The sequence below is a fragment of the Mycobacterium asiaticum genome, from assembly GCF_001668675.1.
GTDB classification, from domain to species: domain Bacteria; phylum Actinomycetota; class Actinomycetes; order Mycobacteriales; family Mycobacteriaceae; genus Mycobacterium; species Mycobacterium asiaticum_D.
In genome coordinates this window covers 1-14,687 of sequence record NZ_LZKQ01000054.1, presented here as the reverse complement: position 1 = coordinate 14,687, position 14,687 = coordinate 1, and the positions used below count along the sequence as shown (strand labels likewise).

The window sequence follows — 14,687 nt, the reverse complement described above, 5'->3', positions numbered from 1 at the left end:
AAAACCCGCACCGATCGACACAACCCACTCCCTAACGCTGGTAGCAACTGACTCACAACCAGCCTGACAAAGGGGGAAACGGGTGCTTTCGCGTCTGCTCGCGCAAACCCCCGCGCCCCCCGCGTAAACGCAACGCGACACGCGTGCGCGGATTTGAGAGAACCTGTGTATGGGAGTTACAGTTACCGCATGGCACAGAAACCTGTCGCTAACGCGCTGACACTCGAATTAGAGCCCGTCGTCGAAGCGAACTGGGCGCGCCACCTGGCGACCGAGAACCTCTGGTTCGCTCACGACTACGTACCGTTCGACCGCGGCGAGAACTTCGCGTTCCTCGGCGGACACGACTGGGACCCGTCCCAGGCCACGCTGCCCCGCGCGATCACCGACGCCTGCGAGATCCTGCTGCTGCTCAAGGACAACCTGGCGGCCCACCACCGTGAGTTCGTCGACCATTTCATCCTCGAGGACTACTGGGGCCGCTGGATCGGCCGCTGGACCGCCGAGGAACACCTGCACGCCATCGCGCTGCGGGAGTACCTGGTGGTGACCCGCGAGGTCGACCCGGTCGAGAACGAGGAAGCCCGCGTCCAGTACGTGATGAAGGGCTATCGCGCCGAGACCTACACCCAGGTCGAGACCCTGGTGTACATGGCGCTCTCGGAGCGCTCTTACGGCACCTTCTGCCGCAATCTCGCGGCGCGCATCGAAGAGCCGATCCTGGCCGGGCTGATCGACAAGATCGCCAAGGACGAAGCTCGCCACGAGGAGTTCTTCGCCAACCTGGTGACCCACCTGCTGGGCTACACCCGGGACGAGACGATCGCGGCGATCGCGGCCCGCGCTGCCGACCTCGAGGTCCCCGGCGCCGACATCGATGCCTACCGGGACAAGCTGGAGAACGTGGCGGCGGCCGGCATCTTCGACAAGGCGCAGCTGCAGCAGGCGATCTCCGAGCGAATCACCGCCTGGGGGCTGGCCGACGAGCCCGCGCTCAAGCAATTCGTCACGGACTGAACCGGATTCGCCGTGTTTCGGCGCGCCTGCACTGCAGGGATGCAAGCACCGGAGTAGCGTCGCCGTTGATGGCCAGCGATTCACTCCGCTGCCAGGGCGGCACCCCCGGTTTCTGCACCGGTCACCATCAAGGCAGGACCGGCCCCGGTCCTGGTGCCGCGGCCCCCGCCGACACGCTCGCGTGGGTCCGCCCGGGCGTCATTCGCTCGAGGAGCGCCCCGTGACCGAAACCCGGACGTACGTGCTCGACACCTCCGTACTGCTGTCCGACCCCTGGGCTTGCAGCCGGTTCGCCGAGCACGATGTGGTGGTACCGCTGGTGGTAATCAGCGAACTGGAAGCCAAGCGCCACCACCACGAGCTGGGTTGGTTCGCGCGCCAAGCGCTACGGCTGTTCGACGACCTGCGCCTCGAGCACGGGCGGCTCGACCAGCCCATTCCTGTTGGTAGCCAGGGTGGTTCGCTGCACGTCGAGCTCAATCACACCGATCCCTCCGTGCTGCCCGCGGGATTCCGGACCGACAGCAACGACTCCCGGATCTTGAGCTGCGCCGCCAACCTCGCCGCCGAGGGCAAGCGAGTCACGTTGGTGAGCAAGGACATTCCGCTTCGGGTCAAAGCGGCCGCGGTGGGCCTGGCCGCCGACGAGTACCACGCGCAGGACGTCGTCGCCTCCGGATGGTCAGGAATGCGTGAGGTCGAGACCGCCGCTGAGGATATCGACGCGCTGTTCGCCGACGGGGAGATCGACCTGGCCGAGGCCCGCGACCTGCCGTGCCACACCGGCATCCGGTTGCTCGGCGGCAGCTCACACGCACTGGGCCGGGTCACCCCCGCCAAGCGTGTCCAATTGGTCCGCGGCGACCGTGAGGTGTTCGGGTTGCGGGGCCGCTCCGCAGAGCAACGGGTGGCCCTGGACCTGTTGCTCGACGAGTCGGTGGGCATCGTGTCCCTCGGCGGGAAAGCCGGTACCGGAAAGTCCGCGCTGGCGTTGTGCGCGGGCCTGGAAGCGGTACTGGAACGCCGCACGCAGCGCAAGGTGGTCGTGTTCCGCCCGCTCTACGCCGTCGGCGGCCAGGAACTGGGTTACCTGCCCGGCAGCGAGAGCGACAAGATGGGGCCGTGGGCGCAGGCCGTCTTCGACACCCTGGAAGGTCTGGCCAGTCCCGCCGTGCTGGACGAGGTGCTCTCCCGCGGCATGCTCGAGGTGTTGCCGTTGACCCACATCAGGGGCCGCTCGCTGCACGACTCGTTCGTCATCGTCGACGAAGCCCAGTCGCTGGAACGCAACGTGCTGCTGACGGTCCTGTCCCGGCTGGGCACCGGGTCCCGAGTGGTGCTGACCCATGACATCGCGCAGCGCGACAACCTGCGGGTGGGCCGCCACGACGGGGTGGCCGCGGTGATCGAGAAGCTCAAGGGTCACCCGCTGTTCGCCCACATCACGCTGCTGCGCAGCGAACGGTCGCCGATCGCCGCCCTGGTCACCGAGATGCTCGAGGAGATCACCGGGCCGCACTGAGCCCGTCCCTTTGCAATCACCCCCTGAACTCAGGCACCTCGCGAGTGCGATTCTGTGTCTGCTCGCGGGTAAACTTTCGCCGTGCCGAAACGACCCGACAACCAGGCCTGGCGCTATTGGCGCACGGTCTTCGGCGTCGTTGCGGCCGCGGCCGTCCTGGTCATCGGCGGTCTCACCGGCCACGTCACCCGCGCCGACAGCCTCAACTGCTCGATGGTCAAGTGCGTCGCGCTGACCTTCGACGACGGGCCCAGCCCCTACACCGACCGTTTACTGCAGATCCTGAAGGCCAACGACGCCAAGTCCACATTCTTCCTGATCGGGAACAAAGTGGCGGCCAACCCCGCGGGCGCCAGGCGGATCGCCGAGGCCGGGATGGAAGTCGGCAGTCACACCTGGGAACACCCCAACATGACGACGATCCCACCCGAGGACGTCGCGGCCCAATTCTCCCGGGCCAATGATGCGATCGCCGCCGCGACGGGCCGCAAGCCCACGCTCTACCGTCCCGCCGGCGGGCTGTCCAACCCGGCGGTCCGCCAGACCGCCGCCACCTTCGGACTGGCCGAGATCCTCTGGGACGTAATCCCATTCGACTGGGCCAACGACTCCAATACCGCCGCCACCCGACAGGTGCTGATGACCCAGATCAAGCCCGGGTCGGTGGTGCTGTTCCACGACACCTATTCCAGCACCGTGGATCTGGTGTACCAGTTCATCCCGGTACTCAAGGCCAACGGCTACCGGCTGGTGACGGTCAGCGAGCTGCTGGGGCCGCGGGCGCCCGGGAGCAGCTACGGCAGCCGGGAAAACGGGCCGCCCGCCAACGTGCTGCACGACATTCCGCCCGCTGACATCCCCGCCCTGCCGAACACGCCATCGCCCAAGCCGATGCCGAACTTCCCGATCACCGACATTCCAGGTCAGAACTCCGGCGGGCCGAACAACGGTGCCTAGCGGCAAGGCCGACGCGCCGAAATCCGCCGTACGGCTGTCCATCCGCTACGGGACCGACCTGGCCCTGGCATACATCCTCGCCGCCGTCGACGCGGTCGCCATACTCATCCCGCTGCGGGGTCACACTGCCGCCGCAAACGCCGACTTCGCCGAACGGAACACCGGATTGGTGGCGCTGCTGATCCTGCTCGGAGTGGCGTGTGTCGCGGTGGGCGGACCCGTGATCCTGGCCCCGACGCTGCGCTGGTACGTCGCGGGCCGAGAGCCCACCGAGGCCGAGCGGGACGCCGCGATGAAACTTGCCGGCCGGCAATCCGCAATGCTCTCGGCGGTTTGGGTCAGCTGCGGGCTAATCCTCGTCCTGCTGAACCTCGGCAGCGGGTCGGCGCTGTTGTTCCCCATTGTCCTGGGTCTGGTGCTCGGCCGCGCCGCCGCCGCGGGCACCGGCCTACTGCTGGCGCAACGCACCATGCGCCCCATCCTGGCGGTCGCCACCCGGGGCCGTGAACCTCGCCTGACGGTGCCGGGCGTGTTCGCTCGGATGGTGTTGCTGTGGTTCCTGTGCAGCGCCATACCTTTCGGGGTGATCGCGGCGTTCGTCGTGCTGCGGTCCTACGGCGTGCTCATCGACAAGTCAACGTCGTTGGACGTGCCGGTGTTGGTGGTGTCGCTGGCGGCGCTGGTGCTGGGGCTGCCGACCATGATCCTGACGTCGCGATCGATATCCGATCCGGTCGCCGAGGTTGCCGACGCCATGGGCGAGGTGGAGCACGGTCACATCGGTACCTACGTCGGGGTTTACGAGCGTTCTCAAATCGGGCGCCTGCAAACGGGATTCAACCGCATGGTCGCCGGGTTGGAGGAACGCGACCGCATCCGCGACCTGTTCGGCCGTCATGTCGGAACCGACGTCGCGCGCCGCGCCCTGGAAGAGGGTTCTTCGCTATCGGGTGACGTAGTAGAGGCCGCCGTCCTCTACATCGACCTGGTGGGTTCCACCCGGCTCGCGGAAAACCTTCCACCACAACAGGTTGCCCAGGTGCTCAATGACTTCTTCCGCATCGTCGTCGACACCGTCGACGACCATCAGGGCCTGATCAACAAATTCGAAGGCGACGCCGCGCTGGTGGTCTTCGGCGCGCCACTGCACACGAGTGACCCGGCATCCTCCGCGTTGACGACGGCGCGGGCGCTGGCCGAAAGACTGCGTGAGCTACCGGTGGACTTCGGCATCGGCGTATCGGCCGGACGGGTGTTCGCCGGCAACATCGGTGCCGAGAACCGTTACGAGTACACCGTGATCGGCGATGCCGTCAACGAGGCGGCCCGGCTGGCCGATCTCGCCAAGACCTCGGAGCGGCGCGTCCTGTGTTCCGGTGCTGCCCTGGACCGCGCCGGTGCCGCTGAGTGCGGGCACTGGACCGCGAGCTATTCGACCGTCCTGCGCGGGCGTTCGGAACCGACGCACGTGTCCGCGCCGGTTCCCGCCTGAGCCGGGCTACTTCTTCGAAACCTTCAGCGCCCCAACCACATTGTTCACCGTCGCCGCCGATGCCGCATCGCCGATGGCGACGGCGCCCAGGAAAATGGTCACCGGCTTGGTGTCGACGGCGACGATCGTCACGGAGTCACCCTTCACCCCGCGGGTGGTGTCGGCGATCGTGATGTCGGCATCCACCCGCGTTGCCTTGATCCCGTCGATCGTCAGCGAGGACGTCTTTTTGGGGCCGAGCGTGGGCGACACCTGGTTGTAGCCGGGGCCGTTGGCGATGCAGTCCATCAACTTCGACGCCTGGGCATTGATGTCCATGCTGGTCACGAAGTTCGTGATGGCGACCTCCAGCTGCATCATCCACTGGCTGGCGCCGGGCACCTCCTGGCCCAGGCCGACCGCTTCGATCAGGTTAGGGTTCTGGTCGTCCACGAAAGGCGACCATCCGGGCGCGGCGCTGGCCGGGAAGCTCAGCTTGCCCGCGCTGACCGTGTCACCGGTGGGCTTGTTGCCGCCCGACACGTTGGGTGTGCAGTCGGTGGCCGTCTGCAGTGAGTTCTGCGGTTCCGACGTTGCGGCGCTCGTGGTCTCCGACGGGTTGGCCGACGGCTTGTCGCCGCCGCTGTTGAGGTTCACCACCAGAATCACCACCAGCACGATGGCGCCGAGCACCGCGATGCCCGCAACGATCAGCCAGGGCAGCTTGGAGTTGGACGGCGGCGGCCCGGGCGGGTAGGGCCCGGGTTGCCAGCCGGGCGGCGGAACCTGTTGTCCAGGTTGGCCGTACTGCTGATAGCCCGGCTGGGCGTAGGGATCGGTACCGGGCGGGTACTGGCCACCCGGCGGCGGGTAGGGGTACTGGCCGCCCGGTGGCTGGCCAGGTGGTTGACCCTGCGGCTGGCCAGGTGGTTGACCCTGCGGCTGGCCGCCCCAATAAGGCTGCTGGCCATACGGATTCGTTCCGTACGGATCCTGTCCGTAGGGACCGCCGGGGGGAACCGTCATTACTGAATACCCTCACTTTCGCCGGCCGCCCCTGCTGAGGCGGCCATGCAGTAGCCCGCGAAATGCCTTGCCGGTCTATTCGCTCGGTTCCACCTTGGCCATTGCCAACACGTCCAAGCGCCGATCCAACTCCTCGATCGACAGTTTGTCGCCGATCAGGCCGCGGTCGATCACGGTCTGGCGGATGGTCTTTCGTTCCTTGAGGGCCTGCTTGGCGACGGCGGCGGCCTCCTCGTAGCCGATCGCCGAGTTCAGCGGGGTAACGATCGACGGCGACGACTCGGCCAGTTCACGCAGCCGCTCGACGTTGGCCTGCAACCCGACGATGCAGCGTTCGGCGAACAGCCGCGAGACATTGGTGAGCAGTTTGAACGACTCGAGGATGTTGCGGGCCATCATCGGGATGTAGACGTTGAGCTCGAAGGCACCACTGGCGCCGCCCCACGCCACCGCGGCGTCATTGCCGATCACCTGGGCGGCGACCTGCGTAACGGCCTCCGGCAGCACCGGATTCACCTTGCCTGGCATGATCGAGCTGCCCGGCTGCAGGTCCGGCAACTGAATCTCGGCCAAACCGGTCAGCGGTCCCGACCCCATCCAGCGGATGTCGTTGGCGATCTTGGTCAGCGACACCGCGATGGTGCGCAGCGCCCCGGACGCCTCGACCAATCCGTCGCGCGCTGCCTGGGCCTCGAAAGAGTTTGTCGCCGTGCGCAGTTCGGGGATTCCGGTGGATTCCACCAGGACCGACACCACCCGGACACCGAAGTCTTCCGGGGCGTTCAGGCCGGTGCCGACGGCGGTGCCGCCGATGGCCAGCTCGCCCAGCCGGGGCAGCGTCGCGCGCACCCGCTCGATGCCGGCCTCGATCTGGCGGGCGTATCCGCTGAACTCCTGGCCGAGCGTGACGGGAACGGCGTCCATCAGGTGCGTGCGGCCCGACTTGACCACCGTCTGCCACTCGAGTGCCTTGGCGCCCAGCGCATCCTGCAACACCTGCAGCGCCGGGATGAGATGGCTCACGGCGGCCTCGGTCGCGGCGATGTGGGTGGCGGTCGGGAAGGTGTCGTTGGACGACTGGGACATGTTGACGTCGTCGTTCGGGTGCACCTTCACCCCGTTGGCGGCCGCGATGCTGGCGATCACCTCGTTGGTGTTCATGTTCGAGCTGGTGCCCGAACCGGTCTGGAACACGTCGATCGGGAACTGGTCGTCATGCTTGCCGTCGGCGATCTCGGCGGCCGCCGCGATGATCGCGTCCGCCTTCTCCGGCGCCAGCAGTCCCAGGTCCTTGTTCACCTGCGCGCAGGCGCCCTTCAGCAACCCCAGGGCGCGGATCTGTGCGCGTTCGAGAGGCCGGCCGGAGATCGGGAAGTTCTCCACGGCTCGTTGAGTTTGCGCCCGCCACAACGCCTTCGCCGGCACCCGGACCTCACCCATGGTGTCGTGCTCAATGCGGTATTCGGTGTCGCTATCGCCGGCGTCAGCGGCCATGGTGCCTTCCTTGCTGGTTGTGTGGGTCAGGGCAGGGGATAGGCGGCATTGGTGTCGCCGGTGAAGTCGATCGCCGAGTATTCGTTGAGCTTGGACAGCCGGTGGTAGGCCTCGATCATGCGCACGGTGCCCGACTTCGACCGCATCACGATCGACTGGGTGGTGCAGCCGCCCGGTTGGTAGCGCACGCCCTTGAGCAGGTCTCCATCGGTGACGCCGGTGGCACAGAAGAACACGTTGTCCCCGGACACCAGGTCGCGGGTGGTCAGGATCTGATCGAGGTCATACCCGGCGTCCAGGGCCTTGCGGCGCTCGGCTTCGTCCGTCGGCGCCAACTGGGCCTGAATGGCCCCGCCCATGCAACGGATGGCGGCGGCCGCGATGATGCCCTCCGGGGTGCCACCGATCCCGGCCAGCATGTCGGTGCCAGAGTGCGGCCGGCAGGCCGAGATGGCGCCGGCCACGTCACCGTCGGTGATCAGCCGGATCCGGGCGCCGGTGTCGCGGACGTCGGCGATCAGCTGGGCGTGCCGCGGCCGGTCCAGGATGCACACCGTCATGTCCCGCGGCGAGAGCCCCTTGACCTTGGCCACCGCGCGGACGTTCTCGGCGATCGGCGCGGTGATATCCAGCACGTGCGCCGCCTCGGGCCCGACCGCGATCTTGTTCATGTAGAACACCGCGGACGGGTCGAACATCGCGCCCCGGTCGGCCACGGCCAGCACCGAGATCGCGTTGGGCATGCCCTTGCTCATCAGCGTGGTGCCGTCGATCGGGTCGACGGCGAAGTCGCACTCGGGGCCGTCGCCGTTGCCGACCTCTTCGCCGTTGTAGAGCATCGGCGCTTCGTCTTTTTCACCCTCGCCGATCACCACGACGCCGCGCATCGACACCGAGTTGACGAGCTGGCGTATCGCGTCGACGGCGGCGCCATCGCCACCCTCCTTATCGCCGCGGCCCACCCAGCGTCCCGCGGCCATGGCGCCGGCCTCGGTGACGCGGACCAGCTCCATCGCCAGGTTGCGGTCGGGTGCTTCGCCCCGCGACTGGCGCGTGGCGGACGGGGCGGGGCTCGCAACGGTGCTCGACGGCGAGCCGGATCCCTGTGCAGTCATGGTTGGTGATTCTCCCAGAAGCAGAACACCGGTCTGGAGCTGGGATACTCAGGGGGTGACCGCCGAGCCCCAGCCGACGCCCAAGCCGGCCAAGCCGCGGCTGCTGCAGGACGGTCGCGATATGTTCTGGTCGCTGGCGCCCCTGGTGATCGGCTGCATCCTGCTGGCGGGCATGGTCGGAATGTGTTCCTTCCAACCGGGAGGGACGAACCGGGGCACCGTGCCCTCCTATGACGCGGCGGCGGCGCTGCGCGCCGACGCGGCGGCGCTGGGCTTCCCGATCCGGCTGCCGCAGCCGCCCCCCGGCTGGCAACCGAACTCCGGCAGTCGCGGCGGCATCGACGCCGGACGTACCGACGCATCGGCTGGACAGCGGCTGCACGCGGCCACCTCCACCGTCGGCTACATCAGCCCGACCGGTCTGTATCTCAGCGTCACTCAGAGCAACGCCGACGAGGACAAGCTGGTGGGCTCGATCCACCCCGGCATGTATCCGAGCGGGACCGTCGACGTGGACGGCACCAAATGGGTCGTCTATCAGGGCGCCGACGACCGCGGACCCTTCGAGCCGGTGTGGACCACCCGGCTGGCCAGCCCCGCGGGTCCCACCCAGGTGGCGATCACGGGTGCCGGTACTCCCGACCAATTCCGTACGCTGGCTGCCGCGACCCAGTCGCAGCAGCCGCTACCGCCCCGGTAGCCGATCGATCGCCACCAGAAGGGACGCCAGGTGACCGCACCCGAAGCTGATCTCTCCGGCTGGGCGGCCGCGCCGTTCAGCGCCGCCGGCTACACCCACGACGTCTACCGCAAGGGGTCCGGCCCGGGGGTGGTGCTGATCCCCGAGATGCCCGGCATCCATCCCGGCGTCCTGGCGCTGGGCAATCACCTGGTGGAAAACGGTTTCACCGTGGCCATTCCGTCCCTGTTCGGTGAACCGGGCCGGCCCGTCTCCGTCCCGTATGTCGTCGCCGGAATCAGCCGGGCGTGCGTATCCAGGGAATTCGCCGCGATGGCCACGAACAAGCAGCGCCCGGTGTCGGTGTATCTGCGTGCCCTGGCGCGCGACCTCAACGCGGCCACGCCCGGTAACGGCGTCGGCGTCATCGGCATGTGTTTCACCGGCGGTTTCGCGCTGGCCGCCGCCGTGGACGACAGCGTGCTGGCCCCGGTGCTCAGCCAACCCTCGGTGCCGTTCCCGCTGACCACCAAGCAGCGCAGCGACCCGGGGATGAGCGAAACCGAACTCGGCGTCGTCGCCGACCGCTGCGCCAATGACGGCCTCTGTGCGCTGGGCCTGCGGTTCAGCGCCGACAAGATGGCGCCGGGGGAGCGGTTCACCACCCTCAAGCAGCGGCTCGGCGACGCGTTCGAGGTGATCGAGATCGACTCCGGCCCGGGCAACGAACACGGCTTTGCTCGTATGGCGCACTCGGTGCTGACCGACGAGGTCCGCGAGACCGACGGTCACCCCGCCTACGAGGCGCGCAAGCGCGTCGTCGAATTCCTCACCCAGCGGCTGACTTAGTCCACTTCGCCATTGCCTTGCGCAACAAGCCGCGGCGGGGAGGTTTCTCCTCCACCGGCTTGAGTTCGACGCCCCTATAGACGGCCAGATAGACGTCGATCGTGGTGACGATCAGGATCATCAGCACCGGCCCGATGATGATGCCCCACGGGCCGAACATCCGGATTCCCGCGAACACCGACAGCAGCATCAACGCCGAATTCAGCCGGGCATCGCGCGGCACCAGAACCGGGCGCAGGAAGTTGTCGATGTTGGTGACCACGATGAAGTGGAACAGCACCACGAAGATCCCGCCGCCGATATTGCCGAACAGCATCATGCCCACGCCGAACGGAATGGTCACGATGCCGCCGCCCAGCGGGATGATCGACAGCGCGGTCAGCACGATCGCGAAGATGAAGAAGCCGTGGTGGAACCCGCCGAGATAGATGGAAGCCGCGCCGGCCACACCCTGGCAGAACGCGATGACGAACTGGCCGTTGACGGTGCCGCGCACCATCGAGCCCATCTTCTTCAGGTACAGGTCGGTGACCTCTTCGCCGAGTGGGTTGAGCTGAGCGATCAGCGTCCGCATCTTCTCCCGGTGCACGAGCAGCGCGACAAACACGTACAAGAAGATGATCGCCGAGGTGATGGTGGTCGCGAGGCTGCCCGCGGTGTTCTGCAACACGTGCAGCAGCCATTGTCCGGCGTTCTGCGCGGCCGAGACTATCGCCTTGCGCAGCGTCTCGGCGCTGACCGTGAAATGCCCGAACGGCAGCCGCGCCAGCAACTCGTTGGTCAGCCGCAGCGTCTTGTCGCCCAGGGTGCTCAGGTCGTTGGATTTCACCCAGCTTGCAACGGAGTCGACCATGCGGGCGATCTGCACGATCGCCAGGGTGACCAGCAAGCCCAGCGGCACGATCACGATGGCCAGCGCCGACAGCAGGGTGCAGGTGGCCGACAAGCCGGTGTTGAGGCGTTTGTTGAACCAGTTGAACAGCGGAGTGAACAGATACGCGCCGACGGCGGCCACTACAATCAGCACGAAATAGTCGCGCAGAAAATACGCGCCAAAAACCACGGCAACGAGGGTGAAGATCGCCAGCGCTCGCTTCTGGGTAAGCGTGAACTCGGTGTTCATCGAAGAACCGGGACCGCCCTCCGCGTCGGTGTTGCGCTCCGTAACACTAGCCCGCTCGCCAGAAGGAAACGTATGACTGTCGTCGAGACGACCTATGGTCCCGTCCGGGGTTCCGACGACGGCCGCGTCACGGCGTGGAAGGGCATCCGATACGCAGCGGCGCCCCTGGGCGACCTGCGGTTTCGGGCACCCGAGCCGCCCGAACGGTTCACCGAAGTCTTCGACGCCAGCGGCTTTGGGCCCGCGTGCCCGCAGCCGGTGGTTCCCCGGATGCCGCTCGACCTCGGCGCCCCGCTGGGGGAGGACTGTCTGCGGCTGAACGTCTGGGCACCCGCCGACACCGAACCGGGCGCCGGCAAACCCGTCATGGTGTGGCTGCACGGGGGCGCGTACGTGCTGGGCTCCGGCAGCCAGCCGCTTTACGACGCCCGCGCGCTGGTCAGCAGCGGCGATGTCGTGGTGGTGACGCTCAACTACCGGCTCGGTGCGCTGGGCTTTCTGGACTTGTCGTCCTTCAGCAGCGGGCGGCGACGGTTCGACACCAATATCGGGCTGCGCGACGTGCTGTTCGCGCTGGCGTGGGTGCGCGACAACATCGCGGCGTTCGGCGGCAATCCGGCCAACGTCACGCTCTTCGGTGAGTCCGCCGGCGCGGGACTCGTCACCACGCTGCTGACTATTCCGGCGGCCGAGGGACTGTTCGTGCGTGCGATCGCGCAGAGCTCGCCGGCCACCTCGGTCTACGACCGGGACAGGGGACGACGGGTCGCGCTAGCCGTCCTGGACAAACTGGGAATCGATGAGTCCGAAGCTCAGCGGGTGACCGATGTTCCGTCCGGGCCCCTGGTAGCCGCCACTCAGCAGGTGTTCGATGAAGTGCCGGTCCAAAATCCGGGGACCCTGGCCTTCGTCCCGATCGTTGACGGGGACCTGCTGGATGACCTCCCGGTCAAACTCGCGCAGGAAGGTCGGTCGCTCCCGGTCCCGCTGATCATCGGGACCAACAAACACGAGGCCGCGCTGTTCCGGTTGATGCGTTCGTCACTGATGCCCATCACGCCGCGGGCAATCACCTCGATGTTCGACCAGATCACTGCCGAGCAGCCTGATTTGCAACTGCCGTCGGTGGACGAGATCGGTTCGGCGTACTCGGGCCGGCGAAAGGCCCGCTCGGTCAGGATGGCCACCGATATCGGGTTCCGGATGCCCACGGTGTGGCTGGCCGACGGCCACAGCATGGTGGCGCCGGTGCACATGTACCGATTCGACTACGCGACGCCGTTGTACAAGGTGTTGTTGGTGGGAGCCGCGCACGCCACCGAATTGCCTTATGTGTGGGGCAATCTCGGCGGTCCGCAGGACCTGACGCTCAAGCTCGGCGGCACCAAGACCGCGACCGCCGTGTCCACCAGGATGCAGACCCGGTGGATCAATTTCGCCACCCACGGCAGTCCCGACGGTCTGCCTGGCGAGCCGAAGTGGCCGTGCTATCGGGCGACCGATCGCGCCTGCCTGGTGATCGACAAATACGACGCGGTGCAAGACGTGGATGCTCGCATCCGTGGTGCCTGGGGCGACCAGTTGGTCAGCTTTCGTTAGCGGACAAGCTATTTCGAGCCGCTGGTGGCCTTGCCGGCGTCTGGTGCCTGCTTGCCCGCCCGCTTGGCCCCCTCCGCCTCGCCCTTCATCTGGTGGAACAGGTCGACGTAGTACGGCAGGCATTCCTTCAGCGCCTGCTCGGTGGTGAACAGCGGCTCGTAGCCCAGCTCGCGGCGCGCCTTGGCGATCGAGAAGTAGTTGTCCAGATACAGCCGTTCGACGGCAAGCGGTTCCAGCAGCGGCGCGGGGAATCCGAACCGGAAGTGCAGCCGCTGCCAACCGGTCATCACCCAGTGCACCGCCGGGCCGGAAACCCTTATTTTCGGCCACTTTTCGCCACACGCCTCCACTACCGGGCGGGCGAACTCGAACATGTTGATCGGCTCGGCATCGTTGATGAAGTAGGCCTGGCCGGGTGCGGTGCCACCCGGCACCAGGTGTTCACCGGCCAGGATGAAACCGTGAATCAGGTTGTGCACGTAGGAGTTATCCAGTTTCGCGGACTTGCGCCCGACCAGCACCTTGACGTGGCCCTTGATCACGCTCTCGAACAGCTTGCGGAACATCGTCTGATCGCCGCTGCCCCAGATGCCGCTCGGCCGGATCGAGCAGGTCAGCATGCCGTCCACGCCGTTCTGCGACAGGACGTACTTCTCGGCCACCACCTTGGTCTCGGTGTAGAGATCGTTGAACCGATCGGTGTAGGGCATTGTCTCGTCGCCGTTGGCGATGTTCTGGCCGCCCATCACCACGCTGTTGGATGCGGTGTACACGAAACGCTTGACGCCGGCTTTCCGCCCGGCCTCGACCAGATTCTCGGTGCCGCCGACGTTGACCGAGAAGCTGCGCTGCCGGTATTCCTCGGTCACCGAGGCGCCGCCCATCAGTTCGATGATCGCGGCGGTATGGATGATCGTGTCGATGCCGGCGACAGCCGCCTCGCAGACGGCCTTGTCGGTGATGTCACCCTGCAGCACCTCGAGCTTCGGGTGCTGGGGCAGTGGCGAGGGAGCTCGGTCGAAGGAGCGGACCTGATGTCCCCGTTCCAGCAGTGTCCGCACCAGATTGGCGCCGACGAAGCCCGAACCTCCGGTCACCAGGACGCTGCCGAGTTCGGTTGTGAGAGATGCATCACCCATGCCGGGGAGCTTAACTGAAACGTGTTCCAGTTTGGAACGAGAATGGACCGTTCAATTTTGCGGAATTCAGTTCTGCTCGGCCTCTCCGGCGGCCAATGCATCGGTAATGCGTTGGCGGGCACCAGCTAAGTGCTGTTCGCACCGTTTTGCTAGCTGCTCGCCCCTTTCCCACAGTTTCAGCGACGCGTCGAGATCAAGCCCGCCCTGCTCCAGTAGGCGTACGACTTCAATTAGCTCGTCTCGGCACTCCTCATAACCGAGCGAACTAATGGGAGTAATGGAGCCGCCCTCGTCGTCAACCATCGGTACGTCCTTCACTTGTCGCGGTGATCGCGCCGTCGGCGACACGTACCCGCAGCCGGGCGCCGGCCGGTGCATCGTCGACCGAGCGTAGGACCTCCGTCGCCGCGTCGTCCTCGCCCAGGACCTGCACCACGGCGTACCCGCGGGCCAGGGTGGCCGCCGGGCCCAGGGTGGCCAGCCGGGCGCTGAGGTGGCCGACGCGCTCGGTCTCCACGGTGACCATCCGGGTGATGTCGCGACGCAGCGCGAGTCGCGCGCGGTGCACCTCCTCCGCGCGAGTGGTCACCATGCGCACCGGGTCGGCCAGCACCGGCCGGCTGCGCAGCTGCGTGAGAGCGCGCTCTCACGCAGTTGCGCAGCGCCCCGGCAGTGCGCCGGCGCAGGTCGTCGATC

At 66.9% G+C, this 14,687-nt stretch carries 13 protein-coding genes and 1 pseudogene; 7 read left to right on the top strand and 7 right to left on the bottom strand.

The annotated features are described in order from the left end of the window. The first annotated feature begins 189 nt into the window (after positions 1-189). The 4 genes from A9X01_RS05470 to A9X01_RS05455 all read left to right on the top strand — a co-directional run bounded on the left by A9X01_RS05470 (position 190) and on the right by A9X01_RS05455 (position 4,988). On the top strand, positions 190-1,017 hold the full coding sequence (locus A9X01_RS05470; RefSeq protein ID WP_065119778.1) for an acyl-ACP desaturase: 828 nt from the start codon (positions 190-192) through the stop codon (positions 1,015-1,017). Between the two features lie 220 nt (positions 1,018-1,237). Continuing rightward, positions 1,238-2,539: an RNA 5'-3' helicase PhoH2 gene (gene phoH2 / locus A9X01_RS05465; RefSeq protein ID WP_065119777.1), complete on the top strand. Its 1,302-nt coding sequence runs from the start codon at positions 1,238-1,240 to the stop codon at positions 2,537-2,539. 81 nt (positions 2,540-2,620) lie between these two features. Then, the gene (locus tag A9X01_RS05460) at positions 2,621-3,496 is read left to right on the top strand and encodes a polysaccharide deacetylase family protein (RefSeq protein WP_065119776.1); all 876 of its coding nucleotides are present in this window, start codon (positions 2,621-2,623) and stop codon (positions 3,494-3,496) included. Between the two features lie 58 nt (positions 3,497-3,554). Next, the gene (locus A9X01_RS05455; RefSeq protein WP_155771943.1) at positions 3,555-4,988 is read left to right on the top strand and encodes an adenylate/guanylate cyclase domain-containing protein; all 1,434 of its coding nucleotides are present in this window, start codon (positions 3,555-3,557) and stop codon (positions 4,986-4,988) included. A 6-nt stretch (positions 4,989-4,994) separates the two neighbouring features. Here the strand turns inward: A9X01_RS05455 and A9X01_RS05450 are convergent, their stop codons facing one another. The 3 genes from A9X01_RS05450 to glpX all read right to left on the bottom strand — a co-directional run bounded on the left by A9X01_RS05450 (position 4,995) and on the right by glpX (position 8,602). Next, positions 4,995-5,993, bottom strand: coding sequence for a hypothetical protein (locus A9X01_RS05450; protein ID WP_065119774.1), 999 nt, complete (start codon positions 5,991-5,993; stop codon positions 4,995-4,997). Between the two features lie 75 nt (positions 5,994-6,068). Next, a complete protein-coding gene (locus A9X01_RS05445) occupies positions 6,069-7,487 on the bottom strand; it encodes a class II fumarate hydratase (protein ID WP_065119773.1) in 1,419 nt (472 codons plus the stop codon). Positions 7,488-7,513: 26 nt separating this feature from the next. Beyond that, positions 7,514-8,602 (bottom strand): class II fructose-bisphosphatase, encoded by a 1,089-nt coding sequence (gene glpX / locus A9X01_RS05440; RefSeq protein ID WP_155771942.1) that lies wholly within the window; start codon positions 8,600-8,602, stop codon positions 7,514-7,516. 55 nt (positions 8,603-8,657) lie between these two features. Here glpX and A9X01_RS05435 point away from each other — a divergent pair, with 55 nt between their 5' ends. Next, entirely contained in the window at positions 8,658-9,302 is a 645-nt protein-coding gene (locus A9X01_RS05435; RefSeq protein WP_065035013.1) for a DUF4245 domain-containing protein, read from the top strand. A 30-nt stretch (positions 9,303-9,332) separates the two neighbouring features. After that, a complete protein-coding gene (locus A9X01_RS05430) occupies positions 9,333-10,130 on the top strand; it encodes a dienelactone hydrolase family protein (protein ID WP_065119771.1) in 798 nt (265 codons plus the stop codon). Here the strand turns inward: A9X01_RS05430 and A9X01_RS05425 are convergent. Continuing rightward, positions 10,111-11,253, bottom strand: coding sequence for an AI-2E family transporter (locus A9X01_RS05425; protein WP_065119770.1), 1,143 nt, complete (start codon positions 11,251-11,253; stop codon positions 10,111-10,113). The genes A9X01_RS05430 and A9X01_RS05425 overlap by 20 nt on opposite strands. Before the next feature lie 72 nt (positions 11,254-11,325). Here A9X01_RS05425 and A9X01_RS05420 point away from each other — a divergent pair, with 72 nt between their 5' ends. Further along, positions 11,326-12,852, top strand: a complete 1,527-nt coding sequence (locus A9X01_RS05420; RefSeq protein ID WP_065119769.1) for a carboxylesterase/lipase family protein — start codon at positions 11,326-11,328, stop codon at positions 12,850-12,852. An 8-nt stretch (positions 12,853-12,860) separates the two neighbouring features. On the opposite strand, the gene A9X01_RS05415 is transcribed toward A9X01_RS05420, so the two are convergent. From A9X01_RS05415 to A9X01_RS05405, 3 genes and pseudogenes are all read right to left on the bottom strand, one after another. Beyond that, positions 12,861-13,991: a 3-beta-hydroxysteroid dehydrogenase gene (locus A9X01_RS05415; RefSeq protein ID WP_065119768.1), complete on the bottom strand. Its 1,131-nt coding sequence runs from the start codon at positions 13,989-13,991 to the stop codon at positions 12,861-12,863. 66 nt (positions 13,992-14,057) lie between these two features. Continuing rightward, positions 14,058-14,294 carry an exodeoxyribonuclease VII small subunit gene (locus A9X01_RS05410; protein ID WP_065119767.1) on the bottom strand — a complete coding sequence of 79 codons (237 nt, stop codon included), beginning with the start codon at positions 14,292-14,294 and terminating at the stop codon, positions 14,058-14,060. Then, a pseudogene (locus tag A9X01_RS05405) lies at positions 14,287-14,687 on the bottom strand (exodeoxyribonuclease VII large subunit); the annotation flags it as partial. The gene A9X01_RS05410 and the pseudogene A9X01_RS05405, both read right to left, overlap by 8 nt.

Bases quoted from the DNA above. Each gene is read 5' to 3' on its own strand.
- A9X01_RS05450 (WP_065119774.1), bottom strand. From the start codon at position 5,993: ATGACGGTTCCCCCCGGCGGTCCCTACGGACAGGATCCGTACGGAACG.
- A9X01_RS05415 (WP_065119768.1), bottom strand. From the start codon at position 13,991: ATGGGTGATGCATCTCTCACAACCGAACTCGGCAGCGTCCTGGTGACC.
- A9X01_RS05425 (WP_065119770.1), bottom strand. From the start codon at position 11,253: ATGAACACCGAGTTCACGCTTACCCAGAAGCGAGCGCTGGCGATCTTC.
- A9X01_RS05420 (WP_065119769.1), top strand. From the start codon at position 11,326: ATGACTGTCGTCGAGACGACCTATGGTCCCGTCCGGGGTTCCGACGAC.
- A9X01_RS05470 (WP_065119778.1), top strand. From the start codon at position 190: ATGGCACAGAAACCTGTCGCTAACGCGCTGACACTCGAATTAGAGCCC.
- glpX (WP_155771942.1), bottom strand. From the start codon at position 8,602: ATGACTGCACAGGGATCCGGCTCGCCGTCGAGCACCGTTGCGAGCCCC.
- A9X01_RS05410 (WP_065119767.1), bottom strand. From the start codon at position 14,294: ATGGTTGACGACGAGGGCGGCTCCATTACTCCCATTAGTTCGCTCGGT.
- A9X01_RS05445 (WP_065119773.1), bottom strand. From the start codon at position 7,487: ATGGCCGCTGACGCCGGCGATAGCGACACCGAATACCGCATTGAGCAC.